The sequence below is a fragment of the Mesorhizobium sp. P2_C4 genome (genome assembly GCF_056404575.1).
On the sequence record NZ_JBFUDT010000002.1, the window covers coordinates 548779 to 566096 of the forward strand.

Below are 17318 nucleotides of genomic sequence, written 5' to 3' on the forward strand. Positions count from 1 at the left end.
ACTTTGTTTTGACTGAACGCGCACTCGCTTCGTCAGCCGCTTGAACGGACCCGGCGCCGTCCATATCGCTTCAGACATGTTCATCAGCAATCGAGGAGGATGGCGTGAACGAGAGAACCGTGCCGCCGATCAGCGCGGCCGCCGCTGCCTTCCTGTCGCGTTCGCATCGGCCGTTCATCAATGGGTGTTTCGTCGATGGCCCTGCAGGTGACGGCCTCGCCGTCGATGACTCAGCCTCCGGCGAGATCGTCGCCCGCGTCCCCGAAAGTGGTCCCGAACTGGTCGATCAAGCAGTGCGCGCGGCACGTGCGGCGCTTGAGGGACCGTGGGCATCGATACGGCCGGTCGACCGCCAGAATTTGATGCTGAGGCTTGCCGACGCGGTCGAGGCCGATGCCGACCTGCTGGCCGAAATCGAAAGCATCGAGAACGGCAAGTCGCTCGGCGTCGCCCGCATGCTGAGCGCGGGCGGCACGGTCGACTGGCTGCGCTACTATGCCGGCTGGGCGACCAAGATCGAGGGCTCGACCTTCCAGGTCTCCATCCCCGTGCCGCCCGGCGCCAAGCACCATGCGATGACGGTGATGGAGCCGGTCGGTGTGGTCGGCGCCATCGTGCCGTGGAACTTTCCGCTTTTGATCGGCATGTGGAAGATCGCCCCGGCGCTGGCCTGCGGCTGCACGGTGGTGCTGAAGCCGCCGCAGGAGACGCCGCTTGGCCTGCTGCGGCTCGCCGAACTGATCGAGGCGGTCGGCTTCCCGCCCGGCGTCGTCAACATCGTCACCGGCAGCGGCGCCATCACCGGCGAAGCATTGATCCGCCACCCCGGCATCGACAAGCTGACCTTCACCGGCTCGACGGAGGTCGGAAAGCGCGTCGGCCACGCGGCGGTCGATCGCGTCGCGCGCTTCACGCTGGAGCTCGGCTCGAAATCGCCGATGATCCTGCTCGCCGACATGGAGGAAGGCATCGAGCCGCTGATCGCCGGGCTCGGCATGTTCTTCAACCAGGGCCAGGTCTGCACCTCCGCCTCGCGGCTGTTGATCGAAAAGTCGATCTACGACCGCACGCTGGCGCGGCTGGCCGAAATCGCCGACGGCATGACGCTCGGCGCCGGCCGCGACGCCGATGCACAGATCAACCCGCTGGTCTCGGCCAAGCACAGGAAGAGCGTCGAAGGCTTTGTCGAGCGCAGCCTGGCCGCCGGCGGCGAGCGCATCAGCGGGGCACGGCCGGTGCCGGGCAAGGGCCACTATGTGGCGCCGACCATCCTGCACAATGTCCGGCCCGATATGGAGATCGTGCGCGAAGAGGTTTTCGGGCCGGTGGTGGCGGCGATGCCGGTCGCCGACCTCGACGAGGCGATCCGTGTCGCCAACGACACACGCTACGGCCTGTCGGCTTCGATCTGGACCCGCGACATGGACAAGGCGATGACCGCCATCCACGGCCTCAAGGCCGGCACTGTCTGGGTCAATTCGCACAACACGCTCGACCCCAACGCGCCGTTTGGCGGCTTCAAACAGTCCGGCATCGGCCGCGAGCATGGCCGCGCCGCGATCGACGGCTATCTCGAGATGAAAACCGTCATCATGCGCTACGCCTGAAACCATGACAAAGAGCTACGACTACATCATCGCCGGCGCCGGCTCGGCCGGCTGCACGCTGGCCAACCGGCTGGTCAGCGCGGGAAAGCGCGTGCTTCTGGTCGAGGCCGGCCCCGCGGACAATACGCGCTTCATCGACATGCCGGCCACCTTCGCCAAGGTGATCGGCACGGCGCGCAGCTGGATCTACCAGTCAGACCCGGAGCCCAGCGTCGGCGGCCGCACTTTGCCGATCCCGCAGGGCCGCACGCTGGGCGGCGGCTCGTCGATCAACGCCATGCTCTACATCAGGGGCCAGCCTGAGGATTATGACGGCTGGCGCGATCTCGGCTGCCCTGGCTGGTGCTGGGACGATGTGCTGCCGGTCTACAAGCGGCTGGAGCGCAACGAGCGGCTGGCCGGCGCGCGCCACGGCAATGCTGGACCGCTGCCGGTCTCCGATCCGCGCCATCGCCACCCTCTGTCGCTTGCCTATGTCAAGGCAGCACAACAGGCCGGCTATCCATTCAACGACGACTTCAACGGCGTTAAGCAGGCGGGCGTCGGCTTCTACCAGACGACGACCGCGAATGGCGAACGGCAGTCGGCGGCAAAAGTGTTCCTGAAGCCGCTGGCCGGCAACGCCAACCTCACGGTGATCACCGATGCGCTGATCACCGGACTGACGTTGGAAAATGGCGCTGCGACCGGCCTCGCCTACACCACAGCGGATGGCCAGAGCCAAACGGCCAGCGCCGAGGCCGAAGTGATCCTCTGTGCCGGCGCGCTCGGCACGCCCAAGCTGATGATGCTGTCGGGTCTGGGGCCTGCCGAGCACCTTGCGGAGATGGGCATACCTGTCATCCGCGACATGCCCTCGGTTGGCCGCGACTTGCAGGACCATGTCGCCGCACCGCTCTACGCGCTGACCCGCCAGCCGATCTCGCTGCTCGGCCAGGACCGCGGCCTGAAGGCGCTGCGTCACGGCATCGAGTACCTGCTGTTTCGCAGCGGCCTGCTCACCTCCAACGTGGTCGAGAGCGGCGGCTTCTTCGACACCGATGGCGACGGCCGGCCCGATGTCCAGTTCCATGTGCTGCCGGTGATGATCGAAAGCGCCGAACATGGCTCGATCGAACGGCACGGCATGGAGATCAATCCTTGCGTGCTCCGCCCGAAATCACGCGGCACGATCCTGCTACGGTCGCGCGATCCGAAGGAGCCGATCCGCTTCACCACCGGTTTCCTGTCGCATCCCGACGATCTCGCCACACTGCTCGCCGGCATGAAGATCGCCCGCACGGTATTGCGCCAGCCGGCGCTGCAGGAGGTGATCGCCGAGGAGCTTGGGCCCGGTAAGGCCGACGACCTTCCAGACCAGACCATCGTCGACCACATCATCCGCCACGCCAAGACGGTCTATCATCCCTCCGGCACCTGCCGCATGGGCTCGGACGATCATGCGGTGGTCGATCCGCAGCTTCGGGTGCGCGGCGTGCCGCGCCTGCGCATCTGCGATGCCTCGATCATGCCGCGCCTGATCAGCGGCAACACCAACGCGCCGGCGATCATGATCGGCGACCGCTGCGCCGATTTTATTCTTGGCGCATAGCCAGGGCGGTTAGCCGAGAGCAATCCAGGCGGTTTTCAGGTCGGTGTATTTGTCGAGCGCGTGCAGCGACTTGTCGCGGCCGAAGCCGGATTGCTTGACGCCGCCGAGCGGCACGGTGATGTCGGCGCCGCCATAGGTGTTGACGTGGACGACGCCGGCGTTGATGGCGCGCACCATGCGGTGTGCGGTCGACAGGTTCGAGGTCCATACCGCCGAGGCGAGGCCATACACCGTGGAATTGGCGAGGCTCACCGCCTCGTCCTCCGTCTCGAAGCACATGACGCCGAGCACTGGCCCGAACACCTCTTCGCGGGCAAGCTGCATGTCGCGCGTCACGTTCTCGAAGATGGTCGGCGCCATGTAGCTGCCGCCGGTCTCGGTCAGAATGCGTTCGCCGCCGGTGACGAGGCGGGCGCCCTCCTCCGTGGCTCTGTTGACGAAGCCGAGATTCTTGTCCAGCTGCTCGGCGCTCGACACCGCGCCGATGTCGCTGGCGAGATCAAGCGGATCGCCGACCTTGAGTTTTGTCGTTGCCTTGAGAAGCTCGTCCATGAAGCCGTCATAGACCGATGACTGGACGAGCAGGCGCGAGCCGGCGACGCAGACCTGTCCGGAATTGCGGAAGATGCCATTGGCCGACACGGTTGCTGCCTGCTTCAAGTCCGGCGCGTCGGCAAAGACGATGTTGGGCGACTTGCCGCCGAGCTCCAGGAAAACGCGCTTCAGGTTCGAACGCGCGGAGTACTCGAGCAGTCGCCGGCCGACCGGCCCCGATCCGGTGAAGGCGATGGCGTCGATGTCCATATGCAGGCCGAGTGCCTCGCCGGTGACCACGCCGCGACCGGTGACGACGTTGAGCACGCCTTCGGGAAGTCCGGCCTCAACAGCGAGCTCGGCCAGCCGCAGCAGAGTGAGCGACGCGATTTCCGGCGGCTTGACCACCACGCAATTGCCGGCGGCAAGCGCCGGCGCGATTTTCCAGGCGCCGATCATCAGCGGGAAGTTCCACGGCACGATGACGCCGACGACGCCAAGCGGCTCCTTGTGGATCAGCCCGAGCACGTTGTCCGGCGTCGGTGCGATCTCGCCATAGACCTTGTCGATCGCCTCGGCGTAGTAGCGGATGGTGCCGGCGGCCGACAGCGGCTCCGCCTTGTAGGCCATGCCGATCTCGGTGCCGTTGTCGCGCACGCCGAGCACGGCAAGCTCAAGCGCATACTTCTCGATCAGTTCGGCAAGCCGCGTCAGCACCTTCTTGCGGAAGGCGGGTGCTGCGCGCGACCAGGAGCCCTTCTCGAAGGCACGCCGTGCCGACGCCACGGCGCGATCGACATCGGCGGCATTGCCGTCGGCGATGCTGGTGAACGGGCGACCGTCGATCGGCGAGATCACCGGCAAGGTGGCGCCATTCGCGGCTGCGGTCTGGGCGCCATCGATGAAGAGGTTGCGCGCGCCGATCTCCGTCGTGCGCAGCGCATCGATGGTGGTCTGGCTGATCATTGGGAACTGGCTCCGAAACTGACATGCAATGTGGTTGGCGCGCGGAACTCCCAGCCGCGGAAGACCGGTTCCTTGCCCGGCACCAGCCTCAAATCCGGAAAGCGCTCGAGCAGCAACCTTACCGCCAGGCACATCTGTTCGCGCGCGAAAAAACGGCCCGAGCAGAAGTGATGGCCGAAGCCGAAGGCGGCATGGTTGCCCTCGTCGCGATTGATGTCGAAGCGGTCGGGATCGGAAAAGCGGCTTTCGTCGCGGCTGGCCGAGGAGACCAGTGCCGCGACCGGCGCGCCGGCCGGGATGACGGCGCCGCCGATCTCCACCGCGCGCGTCGTCTGGCGTGTCTGGGTGCCGATCGGCGCGACCCAGCGAAGGCCTTCGTCGACCGCCTTCGGCACCAATGTCCCAGGGTCGTCGAGCACCTGCCGCAACTGTTCGGGATGCGAAAGCAGGCCGGCAAGGATCGAGCCGGCGCCATGGCCTGGCTCCTGCATGCCGCCGAGCAGGATGACCTTGATGCTCGGCATCAGGAAGTCGATCGGGCGGGTCGCGCCTTGCGGCATGCCGTCATGCAGCATGTGCGACAGTGCGGAATCGTCGGGCTCGCTGACGAGGCGCTGCAGCGTCGGCAGGATGGCTGCACCTACCTCGGCGCTGATCGCGTCGGCGATCTCCTGGCGCTTGGGGTCGTTCTCGAAATTGATGGCGCCCTGGGCAAGGCCATAGAACCAGCGCCGCAAGGTCGGCATGTCGATGTCGGCAAGGCCGAGAGAACGCGCCAGGCTAAGCGTCGACACCGGCTCGAAATAGTCCGCCATCAATTCGGCCGAGCCCTGTTCGGCGATGCGGTCGAGAAAGGGGTCGGCGATCGAACGCACGAGGTCGCCGGCATAGGAGGCGACGGTGCGCGGCCGGTATTTCGGGTCGACGCCCTGGCGCAGCTCTTTGTGAGTCTCGCCATCGGTGGTCAGGATGGTCGGCTTGCCGAAGGAACGTTCGACCGGAGATGTGCCGACGACGGCGGAAAAGATGTCCGGCGACTTGGCGACCGTTTCGACGTCCTTCCAGCGGGTGACGAACCAGAGATTGACGGCCGGCACGAAAGCGACAGGGGCGCTGCGTCTCAGTTCGGCATAGATTGGGTAGGGATCGGCTTCCAGCGCCTCGACGGTGATATCATCGGCAAAGCTCAATGCTGTCACTCCCTTTGCGATGGAAAGGGGCGGCGCAGAGCGCGCCGCCCCTTTTGTCTGTCTCAGTCCTTCAGCGGCACGCCGAGATTTTCGAAGGCAACCGGATCACGGCCCTTCAACGCGCCCGCCAGCAGCAGGCCGACCACGGCCGCGATCAACACCAGCAACGGCAGGAACACGCCGAGGAAGCCACCGGCACCCGACAGGCTGCCGAAATTGATGACGATCAGGTAGATGATGATGACGAAGGCGATGAAGGTCAGCCCCGGCAGGATGGTGGTTTTCAGCGCATTTTCCTGGGCGGACGGATTGGCGCGGAAATACATCACGACGGCGAGCGAGGCCACCGCCATCATCACGATGACGCCGAGCGTGGCGACGTTGGTGAGCCACGAGAACAGCGCCAGCACCGGGTCGAGGCCGAGCACGGCGAAGAGCCCGACGACGACGGCGGCAAGCACGGTCTGGATGACCGATGCGACATGCGGGCTCTGGTGCGACGAATGCGTCACGCCGATCGACTGCGGCAGCAGCTTCTCGCGCCCAGCGACGTAGATGTAGCGGGCGACCGCATTGTGGAACGCCAGCACGCCGGCGAACAGGCTCGACACGAACAGAATGCTCATGGCGTGCGTCAGCAGCGTTCCGGCATAGCGGTCGGACAGGCCGAACAGGAAGGTGGTCGGGTCCTGCAAGCCCTGCAGTGCCGGCAGCAACTTGTCGACACCGGCGCCGACGGCCATCAGCCATGCCGTGACCATGTAGAAGACGCCGATCAGGATGACGGAGAAATAGGTGGCGCGCGGAATGGTGACCTTGGGGTCGCGCGCCTCCTCGGCATAGATCGTGGTCGCCTCGAAGCCGATGAAGGCGGCGAAGCAGAACAGGATGGCGATCGCCGGCGCGCCGCTGGTGATCTGGCTCCAGCTGAAGGGTGCGGCGGACAGGCCGCTGTCGCCGCCGGTCTTGAGGATCACCAGATCGAGGATCAGCACCACCACATATTCGGCAAGCACCAGCACGGTCAGAATCTTGGCCGACAGGTCGACCTGCCGGTAGCCGAGGACGGCAACGACGGCGATGGCGATGAAGCTCCACACCCACCACGGCAGATTGATGCCCCAAGAGGCGAACAGGCCGGATGTGGCCGCACCCAGCAGGCCCATGACACCGATCTGCATGGCGTTGTAGGAGAGGATCGCGATCAGCGCCGTGGCGCCGCCGGCAAGGCCGCCGAGCCCGCGTGCCGCGTAGGCATAGAAGGCGCCGGCATTGCCGACATGGCGCGACATGGCGACATAGCCGACCGCGAACAGCAGCAGCAGAACCGTCACGATGAGATAGGTGCCGGCAAAGCCGGCGCCATTGCCCATCAGCATGCCGAGCGGCGTGCCGCCAGCGACAGCCGTCAGTGGCGCCGCCGCCGAGATGACCATGAAGGTGATGGCGCCGACGCCGAGGCTGTTCTTCCTCAGCCGGTTCACCTCACCGGTTTCGATTGTCGTCATTTTACCCTCCAAATTCCGCGCTGCGGAAACAAGTGTCCCTGAAATGCCGCGGCCTTCTTGAGGGGCCAATGCTCATTTCACTATTTGCAACGGCATTTCGAATATAGACTTGCAAAGGAATCCACTTCCTGTCAAGTTAATTCGCACGTTAAGTATCTGTCGGAGGATCAGACACGCATGAGCACTGTGGCCAAAGCCATTTCCCTGCTGGAAATGCTCGGTCGCGGCGAGCCAGAGATGGCGTTGGCCGATCTCGCCCGGCGTGCGAACTTCGACAAGGCGACAACGCGCCGTCTGCTGGTCTCGCTGATGGAATATGGGCTGGTGGAGCAGGACGAAGGCACGCGCCGCTATCGGCTTGGCGCCGGCATCGGGCGGCTGGCGCTGCTGCGCGAAGCCCAGTTCCCTTTCCTGCGAACCGCGGTGCCGGTGGCCGAGGCCCTGGCCGCGGAGACCGACGAGACAGTGCATCTGTCGGAATATTCCAGGCGCGGCCTGATCTCGGTCCATGTCGTCGAGTCGACCAAGGCCAACCGTGTCAGCGTGCCACTCGGCGAATTGCTGCCGATGCATGCAACCGCCTCCGGCATCGCCTTCCTGGCCTTCACCGAGGACCGGATTCGCGACGCCATTCTCGCCGGACCGTTTCCTGAGTTCACGCCGTTCACCATTTCCAGCGCGCCCGCACTTGCCGAGCAGATTGCCGCGACTCGCGTGCGTGGCTATTCGATCGGCTCACAAGGCTTCGAGGAAGGCGTGCAGAGTGTCGCGGCGCCAATCCTCGGCGCTGACGGTTTCGCCATCGGCACAATCGCCATCGCCGCGCCGCAAGCGCGCATCCGCAAGGGCGACATCGAACGCCATGGCGCCAGCGTCGCCGATGCCGCGCGCGGCATCGGCGAGCAGCTTGTCGGACGGCGTAGCCTGCCGGACCGCAGGCGAGCATCATAAGAATTTTCGGATTGCAAGGAGACTGACGTGGAGGAAAGACGCCGAATCCTGGTCATCGGCACCGGCGACACCAAGGCCGACGAACTGCTGTTCATGCGCGAGCGCATAGAGGCCGTCGGCGGTGTCGCCGTGATGATGGATGTCAGCGTGCTTGGTGACCCGCCCTACCGGCCGGAGCACGACAAGCATGCGGTAGCCAAAGCTGCGGACACGACGATCGAGGCGATCATCGCCAGCGGCGACGAGAATTCGGCCATGACGCTGATGGCGCTCGGCGCCGCGCGGCTGACCCGCACGCTTTACGATCGAGACGACATCGACGGCTTCATCGGCCTCGGCGGCACGATGGGCACTGACCTGGCGCTCGACGTCGCCCTGGCGCTGCCACTCGGCGTGCCGAAATTCGTTGTGTCGACCATCGCCTATTCGCATCTGGTGCCGCCGGAACGGATCGCCACCGATCTGATGATGATCCTGTGGGCGGGCGGTCTCTATGGCCTCAACAGCACCTGCAAGGCGGTGTTGTCGCAGGCCTGCGGCGCGGTCGTCGGCGCGGCAAGGGCCGCGATCAAGCCGGATACGTTGCGGCCGATGATCGGTATGAGTTCGCTCGGCAAGAGCTGCCTGCAATATATGGTGACGCTGAAGCCGGCGCTCGAAAGTCGCGGCTATGAAGTCGTGGTCTTCCACACCACCGGCATGGGCGGACGTGCACTGGAAGCGATCGCCGCGCAAAAGGGTTTTGCCGCGGTGATGGATTTCAGCCTGCAGGAACTTGCCAACCAGCTCACCGGTTCGGTGGTGAACTCGGGCACCGACCGGCTGGAAAATGCCGGCCGGCAAGCCATCCCACAGATCGTCGCGCCGGGAGCCATCGACATGGTGGATTTTCCCACCTGGCAAGCAGTGCCAACCCGCTTTGTCGACCGTCCCTACCACGCCCACAACCGCCTGCTCGCCTCGGTGACCTCGGATGGCGCCACGCGCCGCGAGATCGCCCGCGCCATCGGCCAAAAACTGGCGGCGGCCAAGGGCCCGACCGCCTTCATCCTTCCCGCAGGCGGCATCCAGCAATGGGACCAGCAAGGCGAGCCACTGCATGAACCCGACGCGCTGATGGCATTCATTGAGGAGATGCGCGCCAGTATGCCCGGCAATGCCGAACTGCACGAGATATCGGGACACATCAACGACGCCGCCTTCAGCGCCAAGGCGCTGGAGATTTTCGATCGCTGGGTTGCCGAGGGCCTCATCCCGCCAGGGGCGCCACAGGGAAAGCAGGCCGCATGAGCACGATGCGACCAAAGGCGCTGGTGCTCGACTTTGGCGGCGTCGTCACCCGCACGCTGTTCGAGACGCATGCGCTGACCGAGCGGGCGCTCGGGCTGGCACCCGGCACGCTTTCCTGGCGCGGGCCATTTGAGCCGGCGTCCGATCCACTCTGGCGCTCGATGCAGGCCGACGAGATCAGCGAGCGCGACTATTGGAAGACGCGCACGCGCGAGTTTGGACAATTGGTCGGCGAGGACTGGGAGGATATGTCGACCTTCGTGCAACGCGCGCGCGGCGCCGATCCGCAAGCCGTGGTGCGGCCGGAGGCCGAGCGGGCGATCCGGACCGCGCACGCCGCCGGCATCCGGCTCGCCATCCTCTCCAACGAGCTCGACCTGTTCTACGGCAGCACGTTCCGTCAGCGGCTGCCGCTTTTGTCCCTGTTCGAGACAATCGTCGACGCCACCTACACCCACATCCTCAAGCCCGACCCACGCGCCTATGCCATGGTCAGCATGGCGCTTGATCTGCCGCTTGCTGCTTGCGTCTTTGTCGACGACCAGAAGCGCAATGTCGACGGCGCGCTCGCTGCCGGCATGCTCGCCGTGCATTTCGACGTCGCCGCGCCGGCGCGAAGCTACGCCGAGGCGCTTGGTCATTTTGGCCTCGCTACCCATAATCCAGAAAACTCCGGAGTCCCCAGCGATGCGTGACATCAACTTCCTCACCGAAAACAACGCCAAGCCGATCTGGCATCCGATGGCGCATCCGGCCGAGATGCGGGCGACACCGCCCAGGATCATCATGAAGGGCAACGGCGTCGAGGTGACCGATATTGACGGTCGCACCGTGCTCGACGCGGTCGGCGGGCTATGGAACGTCAACCTTGGCTACAGCTGCGCTCCGATCAAGCAGGCAATGGCCGCGCAGCTCGACGCTCTGCCCTACTATTCCGGCTTTCGCGGCACCTCGACCGGACCTTCGATCGAGCTCGCCTTTGAACTTTGCGACTGGTTTGCTCCCGAGGGCATGGTCCGCGCCTTCTTCACCTCCGGCGGCTCGGATTCGGTAGAGACTGCGCTGCGGCTTTCGCGGCAATACTGGAAAATCCGCGGCCAGGGCGACCGGACGAAATTCCTGGCGCTGAAGAAGGGCTATCACGGCACGCATTTCGGCGGCGCATCGGTCAACGGCAACGCCAATTTCCGCCGCAACTACGAGCCGTTGATGCCCGGCGTTTTCCACACGCCGGCGCCGTGGACCTACCGCAATCCATTCGACGAGACCGACCCGGCCAAGCTGGCCAAACTCTGCGCCCGTGCAATCGAGGACGAGATCGCCTTCCAGGGCGGCGACACCATCGCCGCCTTCATCATGGAGCCGGTGCTTGGCGCCGGCGGCGTCATCGTCCCACATGAGAGCTTCATGCCGCTGGTGCGCGCCATCTGCGACCGCCACGACATCCTGCTCATCGCCGACGAAGTGGTGACCGGCTTCGGCCGCACCGGCGCCTGGTCGGGCTCGCGCCTGTCCGGCGTCAAGCCTGACTTCATGACCATCGCCAAGGCGATCACCTCAGGCTATTTTCCGCTCGGCGCGACGCTGATCAGTGGCAAGGTCGCCGAGGTGTTCGAGGCCGACAAGACCAGCTTCGGCGCCATCGGCCACGGCTACACCTATTCCGGCCATCCGGTCGGCTGCGCGGCGGGGCTGGCCGCACTTGCCGAAACCAAGCGGCTTGCCGTCAATGAGAACGCGGCTGCGCGCGGCGTCGAGCTCGGCAAGGTGCTCGAAGCGCTGAAGGCGAAGCACGCTTTGGTCGGCGACGTCCGCTACCAGGGGCTGATGGCGGCACTCGAGTTGGTCACCGACCGCGCCGCCAAGAAGCCCGCCGACAAGAAGACGATGAATGCTGTCGCCGATGCTGCTTACAAGGCCGGCGTCATGCTGCGCGTCTCCGGCAACGCCATCATCCTGTCGCCGCCACTGGTGATTTCGTCCGCTGATGTGGCGAAGATCGCCGAAGCGTTGGATGTGGGATTGGCTGCTGCCGCAGCCTAGGGAATAGGCAGTAGGGATTAGGGAGCCGAACCCCTACTGCCTACTGCCTACTGCCCAGTCTCTCCCGCCGCCACGCCGCCGGCGACATACCTATTGCCGAGCGAAAAAAGCGTGAGAAATAAGCGGGATCGTTGAAGCCGGTCTCATAGGCGATATCCTCGACCGGGCGCACGGTGAACAGCAGCAACCGCTTGGCCTCGACCAGCCGCCGCTCGCCAATGGCCTGGCGCACGCCCGCACCCAGACCCTGCCGCGCCGCCTTGTCGAGCAGATGGCGCGTGGTGCCAAGTGCGGCGACATAGCGCTCGACCGGCCAGTCGTCGCGAAAATGCCGGTCGATCAACCGCCGCAAGCGGCCGGCCAGCGCAACTGCCGCCGGCACCGCCACGGAATGCGACTCGGCATCGAGGCGAGCAATCCCCGACAGCGCCACGGCGATCAGCGGCGGCAGGATTTTGTCCAAGCCCGGCAGTGAGTCGGCATATTCCGACTGGATCAGCCTGATGATACTTGCGAGCTTCTCCCAAAGGGCTGCTTCGCCGCGACCGGTGACGAAGACCGGCTGGTCGAGTGGCAGCAAAGAGTGCTCGGCGATTGCCGCAAGTGCCGCGTCGGCGACTGACACCACGATGGCATCGGTGCCCGGTTCGATGCTGAAGCCGTGCACCACGCCGCTCGGCATGAAACTGACCGTCGGCGCCGAAAAACTCCAGGTCTGGTCCTCGATCCGGTAGCTGCCGCAGCCGCTGGTCCAGAAGGTGATCTGCGCCATTTGCGGATGCTTGTGCGCCAACACCTGGCCCCTGTGCACGGCAGCGCGGGCAAGAACCGTCTCGACATGCAGGAAGCCGACGTCGAGGGTTTGCGCCGGCTCGCCATAGACGAAGAACTCGGGAATGCTGGCCTGGCTCATGACGCCCGAAAAAGTCCAAATGGTTTTGGTCTTTCGTCCATAAACCATTGCACGGCGCCGGGCTAGTGTTCGACCATCAAAGGGAGGATCATGATGCGATCGGAAGATTTCCGGGCCGATACGAAACGGCCGTTCACAGGCGCCGAATATCTCGAGAGCCTGCGCGATGGCCGCGAGGTCTACATCAATGGCGAACGCATCGCCGACGTCACCACGCATCCGGCGATGCGCAATTCGGCCCGCTCGCTCGCTCGTCTCTACGATGCCTTGCACGACCCGGCGCGGCAGGCGGTGCTGACCTCGCCGACCGACACCGGCTCGGGCGGCTACACCCATAAATATTTCCGCGTCGCCAGATCTTCCGGCGAGCTTGGCGCACAGCAGGCGGCGATCGCTGACTGGTCGCGCATGTCCTACGGATGGATGGGGCGCACGCCCGACTACAAGGCCGCGCTGATGAACACGCTCGGCGCCAATGCCGAATGGTACGGCCCGTTCAAGGACAATGCACGCGCCTGGCACAGCAGAGCGCAGGAAGCCGTCCTGTTCATGAACCACACCATCGTCAACCCGCCGATCGACCGCCACAAGCCGGCCGAACAGGTCAAGGACGTGTTCGTGCACATCACCAAGGAGAGCGACGCCGGCATCTGGGTGTCCGGCGCCAAGGTGGTGGCAACATCGTCGGCGCTGACGCACTACAATTTCCTGGCGCAGAGCTCGGCGACGGTGACCGAGGATCCCTCGCTGTCGGTGATGTTCATCGTGCCGATGAACGCGCCGGGGATAAAGATGTTCTGCCGCGTTTCCTACGAGCAGACCGCCAACACGGTGGGCACCCCGTTCGACTATCCGCTGTCGTCGCGCTTCGACGAGAACGACGCCATCCTGGTGCTCGACAACGTCTTCATCCCCTGGGAGGACGTGCTGGTGCTGCGCGACGCGCAAAAAATCCTGTCGTTCCATCCGGCGTCCGGCTTCATGCACGGCTATTGCTTCCAGGGCTGCACGCGCTTTGCCGTCAAGCTCGACTTCCTTGCCGGCCTGCTGGCCAAGGCGCTGCGCGCCACCGGCGGCGACGCCTTCCGCGGCAACCAGGCGGCACTTGGCGAGGTCATCGCGCTGCGCCACATGTTCTGGAGCTTTTCCAACGCCATGGCGTACAACCCGGTGCCTTGGGCCGACGGCGCCGTGCTGCCCAATCTGGAGGCCGCACTCGCCTACCGCACCTTCATGTCGGAAGCCTATCCGCGCGTCATCGACACGGTGCGCCGGGTGATCGCCTCGGGGCTGATCTACCTCCCCTCCTCGGTGAAGGATTTCAACAATCCGGAGATCGACCGCTATCTCGCGCAATATGTGCGCGGCTCGAACGACATGGGCCATGTCGAGCGCATCAAGATCATGAAACTGCTGTGGGACGCCACCGGTACCGAATTCGGCGGCCGCCATGCGCTTTACGAGCTCAACTATGCCGGCGCGCCGGAAGAGGTGCGGCTACAGGTGCTGAAAGGCGCCGAGCGCGGCGGCCGCCTCAAGGCAATGGAAGAGCTGGTCGACACTTGCATGGCCGACTATGACGAAAAGGGCTGGACCGGCGACACCTGGCTGCCGCCGCTTTCAGCCCAGGCCAGCTGACGGAGGCCGGCCATGGAGGCTCAGGTCGCAAGGCTCGAATTCCGTGACGCCATGGCGCGGGTCTGCGCGCCGGTCAACATCGTCACCACGGATGGTCCGGCGGGGCGCGGCGGCTTCACCGCGACTGCGATGTGCAGCGTTTCCGACGACCCGCCGACGCTGCTCATCTGCATGAATGAACGCTCGACACAGGCCGGGATGTTTCTGTCCAACCGGCGCTTCTGCGTCAACGTGCTGACACAGGCCCACATGCATCTTGCGGCGAAGTTCGCCGGGGCGATCCGCGACATGAGCGAGCGCTACGGCGCCGCACGATGGCAGACGATGCCGTCCGGCATGCCGGCGCTGCTCGATGCCATCGTCAGCTTCGATTGCGAGATCGGCGACGTCAACAAGGTGGGCACGCACAATGTCATGTTCGGCCGCGTCGTCGACATCCGGCATGGCAGCGGTGAGGCCGCCCTGCTCTATGTCGACCGCAACTACATGCAGCCGAGCGCGCTGGGGAGTTTTGGCGGCTGAACGCCGTCAGGCCTGGTTGTCGGGTGATTCCGACTGGATCAGGCTTTCGAGCAGGTCGAGCAGGCGTTCGTGCTGCGCGGCGCCGTAGCGTTTTTCGATCGCGTCGTAGATGGCGATGCGCTCGGGCGACAGGTCCTCGATCAGCGCCAGCCCGGCAGGGCTGATGGCCAGCAAGGCCCGGCGGCCGTCGTCCTTGACCTTGTTGCGGGAGATGAACTGCCGCTCCTCCATCGCCTTGATGATGCGGGTGAGGCTCGGCGGCAGGATCGAGGCACGATTGGCGAGCTCGGTCGCTTCCAGCGGCCCAGCCTCGGCAAGCACGCGCAGCACGCGCCATTGCTGCTCGGTTATGTCGTGGCGGGCAAGCATCGGCCGGAAATGCGCCATGATCACTTCACGGGCACGAAGCAGTGCCATCGGCAAGGAGCGGCGGGTGCTGGGCGGTAGCAAGATCAGGTCTCCGAAACGTTCCAGTTCGACTCGCAAGGCGCATAAGGCACTGGATCGCAGCTATATCCGCGATTTTGCCGGGAGCGGCAATCCCGGCGCCGGGATGCCCCCAAACAGAGAACTACGCTTGACATTCCGCGGTCAAGATGTAATTCACATGTTAATTACAAGGTGGAGGAAACCTTGCCGCACATGGCGATCGAATATTCGGCGAATCTCGACGCCAAGGTCGACATGGGCGCGCTTTGCGAACTCGTCGTGCGCACCATCCTCGAAACCGGCCTATTCGAACCTGGCGCGGTCAGGGTACGCGCTTTCCGTGCCGAGGCCTACGCTATCGCCGACCGCCTGCCCGAGAACGGCTTCATCGACATGAACTTCCGCATCGGCAAGGGCCGCAGTGCCGAAGAAAAGAAGCGCACCGGCGAGGCGATCTTCGTCGCCGTCTCGGAGCATCTCGCATCGCTGTTCACGACGCCGCATTTCGCCCTCTCCCTGGAGATCCGCGAGATCGACGCCGAACTGAGCTGGAAGAAAAATGCCATCCACCCGCGCCTGCGTGGCAAGTGAGCGGGCGTGGCAAGTGACAGGAAAGACCTCATGGCTCTAGACGACAATCTGAAGAAGGCCGATGCCTATCTAGAGCGCTTCAGGAAGGGCGGCGTGCTCAACCAGATCGGCGGCGAGGCAGTTGTTGCCGCTGACGGCTCGACCTACGAGACGATATCGCCGATCGACCTGAAGCCGATCGCCACCGTGGCGCGCGGCAAGGCTGAAGACATCGACCGCGCCGCCAAGGCGGCGAAGGCGGCCTTCCGCGACTGGGCAGCGATCTCCGGCGACGCGCGCAAGAAGCTGCTGCACAAAATCGCCGACGCCATCGTGGCGCGGGCCCAGGAGATCGCTTTCGTCGAGTGCATGGACACCGGCCAGTCGCTGAAGTTCATGGCCAAGGCGGCCCTGCGCGGCGCCGAGAATTTTCGCTTCTACGCCGACCGTGCGCCGGAAGCCCGCGACGGCCGCACGATCCGCGCACCCAACCAGGTCAACATGACGACGCGTGTCCCGATCGGTCCGGTCGGCGTCATCACGCCTTGGAATACGCCCTTCATGCTGTCGACCTGGAAGATCGCGCCGGCACTGGCCGCCGGCTGCACCATCGTCCACAAGCCGGCGGAGCTGTCGCCGCTGACGGCGCGGCTGCTGGTCGAGATCGCCGAGGAGGCCGGCCTGCCCAAGGGTGTGTGGAACCTCGTCAACGGTTTTGGCGAGGACGCCGGCCGGGCGCTGACCGAGCACCCGGATATCAAGGCGATCGGCTTCGTCGGCGAAAGCCGCACCGGCTCGATGATCATGAAGCAAGGCGCCGACACGCTGAAGCGCGTGCATTTCGAGCTCGGCGGCAAGAACCCGGTGATCGTCTTCGCCGATGCCGACCTCGAGCGCGCCGCCGACGCCGCTGTCTTCATGATCTATTCGCTGAACGGCGAGCGCTGCACCTCGTCCTCGCGCCTGCTGGTCGAGGCCTCGGTCTACGACAAGTTCACTGCGCTGGTGGCGGAGAAGGCAAAGCGCATCAGGATCGGCCATCCCCTCGATCCCGAAACCGTGGTCGGCCCGCTGATCCATCCTGTGCATGAAGAGAAGGTTCTTTCCTATATCGAGATCGGCAAATCGGAAGGCGCCACGGTTGCCGCGGGCGGTGGCAAGTTCGCCGGTCCGGGCGGCGGCTGCTATGTCAGCCCGACACTGTTCACCGGCGCCACCAACAAGATGCGCATCGCCCAGGAAGAGATTTTCGGGCCGGTGCTGACCGCCATCGCGTTCAAGGACGAGGCAGAGGCGCTGGCGCTGGCCAACGACACGCAATACGGCCTGACCGGCTATCTCTGGACCTCGGACGTGACCCGCGCCTTCCGCTTCACCGACGCGCTCGACGCCGGCATGATCTGGGTCAACTCGGAGAATGTGCGCCATTTGCCGACGCCGTTCGGCGGCGTCAAAAGTTCGGGCATCGGCCGCGACGGCGGCGACTGGTCGTTCGATTTCTACATGGAAACCAAGAACATCGCGTTCGCCACGGCGCCGCACTCGATCCAGAAGCTCGGCGGCTGA

The 17318-nt window shown here is 65.0% G+C and carries 15 protein-coding genes; 10 read left to right on the top strand and 5 right to left on the bottom strand.

Annotated features, from left to right (window positions below; genetic code table 11):
* Window positions 1-104 precede the first annotated feature (104 nt).
* Both AC1DX6_RS08990 and AC1DX6_RS08995 read left to right on the top strand, forming a co-directional pair.
* Entirely contained in the window at window positions 105-1607 is a 1503-nt protein-coding gene (locus AC1DX6_RS08990; protein WP_477312385.1) for an aldehyde dehydrogenase family protein, read from the top strand.
* A gap of 4 nt (window positions 1608-1611) precedes the next feature.
* Window positions 1612-3198, top strand: a complete 1587-nt coding sequence (locus AC1DX6_RS08995; protein WP_477312386.1) for a GMC family oxidoreductase — start codon at window positions 1612-1614, stop codon at window positions 3196-3198.
* Window positions 3199-3207: 9 nt separating this feature from the next.
* Here the strand turns inward: AC1DX6_RS08995 and AC1DX6_RS09000 are convergent, their stop codons facing one another.
* From AC1DX6_RS09000 to AC1DX6_RS09010, 3 genes are all read right to left on the bottom strand, one after another.
* Window positions 3208-4698 (bottom strand): aldehyde dehydrogenase, encoded by a 1491-nt coding sequence (locus AC1DX6_RS09000; RefSeq protein WP_477312387.1) that lies wholly within the window; start codon window positions 4696-4698, stop codon window positions 3208-3210.
* Window positions 4695-5888: a cytochrome P450 gene (locus AC1DX6_RS09005; protein WP_477312388.1), complete on the bottom strand. Its 1194-nt coding sequence runs from the start codon at window positions 5886-5888 to the stop codon at window positions 4695-4697. The genes AC1DX6_RS09000 and AC1DX6_RS09005 overlap by 4 nt, the downstream gene beginning before the upstream one ends.
* Before the next feature lie 62 nt (window positions 5889-5950).
* On the bottom strand, window positions 5951-7396 hold the full coding sequence (locus tag AC1DX6_RS09010) for an APC family permease (RefSeq protein ID WP_477312389.1): 1446 nt from the start codon (window positions 7394-7396) through the stop codon (window positions 5951-5953).
* Window positions 7397-7573: 177 nt separating this feature from the next.
* On the opposite strand from AC1DX6_RS09010, the gene AC1DX6_RS09015 reads away from it, so the two are divergent.
* Genes AC1DX6_RS09015 through AC1DX6_RS09030 form a run of 4 tightly spaced genes read left to right on the top strand, consistent with a single transcriptional unit; the run spans window position 7574 to window position 11680 of the window.
* Entirely contained in the window at window positions 7574-8347 is a 774-nt protein-coding gene (locus tag AC1DX6_RS09015; RefSeq protein ID WP_477312390.1) for an IclR family transcriptional regulator, read from the top strand.
* A 27-nt stretch (window positions 8348-8374) separates the two neighbouring features.
* Entirely contained in the window at window positions 8375-9637 is a 1263-nt protein-coding gene (locus tag AC1DX6_RS09020) for a Tm-1-like ATP-binding domain-containing protein (protein WP_477312391.1), read from the top strand.
* A complete protein-coding gene (locus tag AC1DX6_RS09025; RefSeq protein ID WP_477312392.1) occupies window positions 9634-10332 on the top strand; it encodes an HAD family hydrolase in 699 nt (232 codons plus the stop codon). Before AC1DX6_RS09020 ends, AC1DX6_RS09025 begins: the two co-directional genes overlap by 4 nt.
* Complete coding sequence (locus AC1DX6_RS09030; RefSeq protein ID WP_477312393.1) at window positions 10325-11680, top strand: aminotransferase class III-fold pyridoxal phosphate-dependent enzyme; 1356 nt, start codon at window positions 10325-10327, stop codon at window positions 11678-11680. Before AC1DX6_RS09025 ends, AC1DX6_RS09030 begins: the two co-directional genes overlap by 8 nt.
* A gap of 40 nt (window positions 11681-11720) precedes the next feature.
* Here the strand turns inward: AC1DX6_RS09030 and AC1DX6_RS09035 are convergent, their stop codons facing one another.
* Complete coding sequence (locus AC1DX6_RS09035; protein WP_477312394.1) at window positions 11721-12593, bottom strand: helix-turn-helix domain-containing protein; 873 nt, start codon at window positions 12591-12593, stop codon at window positions 11721-11723.
* 93 nt (window positions 12594-12686) lie between these two features.
* On the opposite strand from AC1DX6_RS09035, the gene AC1DX6_RS09040 reads away from it, so the two are divergent.
* Entirely contained in the window at window positions 12687-14231 is a 1545-nt protein-coding gene (locus AC1DX6_RS09040) for a 4-hydroxyphenylacetate 3-hydroxylase N-terminal domain-containing protein (RefSeq protein WP_477313653.1), read from the top strand.
* 12 nt (window positions 14232-14243) lie between these two features.
* The gene (locus tag AC1DX6_RS09045) at window positions 14244-14753 is read left to right on the top strand and encodes a flavin reductase (RefSeq protein WP_477312395.1); all 510 of its coding nucleotides are present in this window, start codon (window positions 14244-14246) and stop codon (window positions 14751-14753) included.
* A gap of 6 nt (window positions 14754-14759) precedes the next feature.
* Here AC1DX6_RS09045 and hpaR read toward each other — a convergent pair whose 3' ends face one another.
* Window positions 14760-15170, bottom strand: a complete 411-nt coding sequence (gene hpaR, locus AC1DX6_RS09050; RefSeq protein ID WP_477313655.1) for a homoprotocatechuate degradation operon regulator HpaR — start codon at window positions 15168-15170, stop codon at window positions 14760-14762.
* A 216-nt stretch (window positions 15171-15386) separates the two neighbouring features.
* On the opposite strand from hpaR, the gene AC1DX6_RS09055 reads away from it, so the two are divergent.
* Window positions 15387-15773: a 5-carboxymethyl-2-hydroxymuconate isomerase gene (locus AC1DX6_RS09055; RefSeq protein ID WP_477312396.1), complete on the top strand. Its 387-nt coding sequence runs from the start codon at window positions 15387-15389 to the stop codon at window positions 15771-15773.
* Window positions 15774-15803: 30 nt separating this feature from the next.
* Window positions 15804-17318, top strand: coding sequence for a 5-carboxymethyl-2-hydroxymuconate semialdehyde dehydrogenase (hpaE, locus tag AC1DX6_RS09060; protein WP_477312397.1), 1515 nt, complete (start codon window positions 15804-15806; stop codon window positions 17316-17318).